The sequence below is a fragment of the Streptomyces sp. SID3343 genome (assembly GCF_009865215.1).
GTDB lineage: Bacteria > Actinomycetota > Actinomycetes > Streptomycetales > Streptomycetaceae > Embleya.
This window is the reverse complement of sequence record NZ_WWJX01000639.1, coordinates 1-484: the sequence shown is the minus strand read 5'-3', so window position 1 is coordinate 484 and position 484 is coordinate 1. Positions and strand designations below refer to the sequence as shown.

Below are 484 nucleotides of genomic sequence, written 5' to 3'. Positions count from 1 at the left end.
TCGCGGGCGTAGTCGGCGGCGGCGTGGAGCCGTCGGTCCTGTTCGCGAACCCGGTCGCGCAGCGTGTCGCGTTGCGTCTCGGTGTGTTCGAGCCGTTCGCGGAGTTCGGCGAGTTCGAGTTCGAGGGCACCGAGAATCTCGTCCGCGCGTCGGCGGTCCAGGACGCCGCGCTCGCGTTCCTCGTGCCATCGCGCGGTGAGGGCGGTCTTCGTGGCGGCCAGTCGTGCGGCCTCCTCCTTCCAGTACAGGACCTGGTCGCCCTGCCTGGAGCCGCCGGCGAGCGCTGTGGTGCACAGCCGGTCGAGCCGGTCGTGTTCCTCGGGCGTGAGCGGGGTGCCGCGGTCGGCGAGGAAGGCCGCGAGTTTGTCGAGGAAGTCGCGGGGCGCGACGCGTTGTCCCTTGAAGTAGCGGGTGATCGCGGACGGGTCGAGGAACGCCGCCTTCGCGAACTCGCGGCGCGATGCGCCGGCGCGTTCGAAGCACG

Annotated in this window: 1 protein-coding gene; it reads right to left on the bottom strand. The window is 71.5% G+C overall.

Going from position 1 to position 484, the window contains the following annotated elements:
- Positions 1-484 (bottom strand): helix-turn-helix transcriptional regulator (locus GT354_RS19525; RefSeq protein ID WP_161357582.1); only part of this gene is annotated, 484 nt, incomplete at both ends.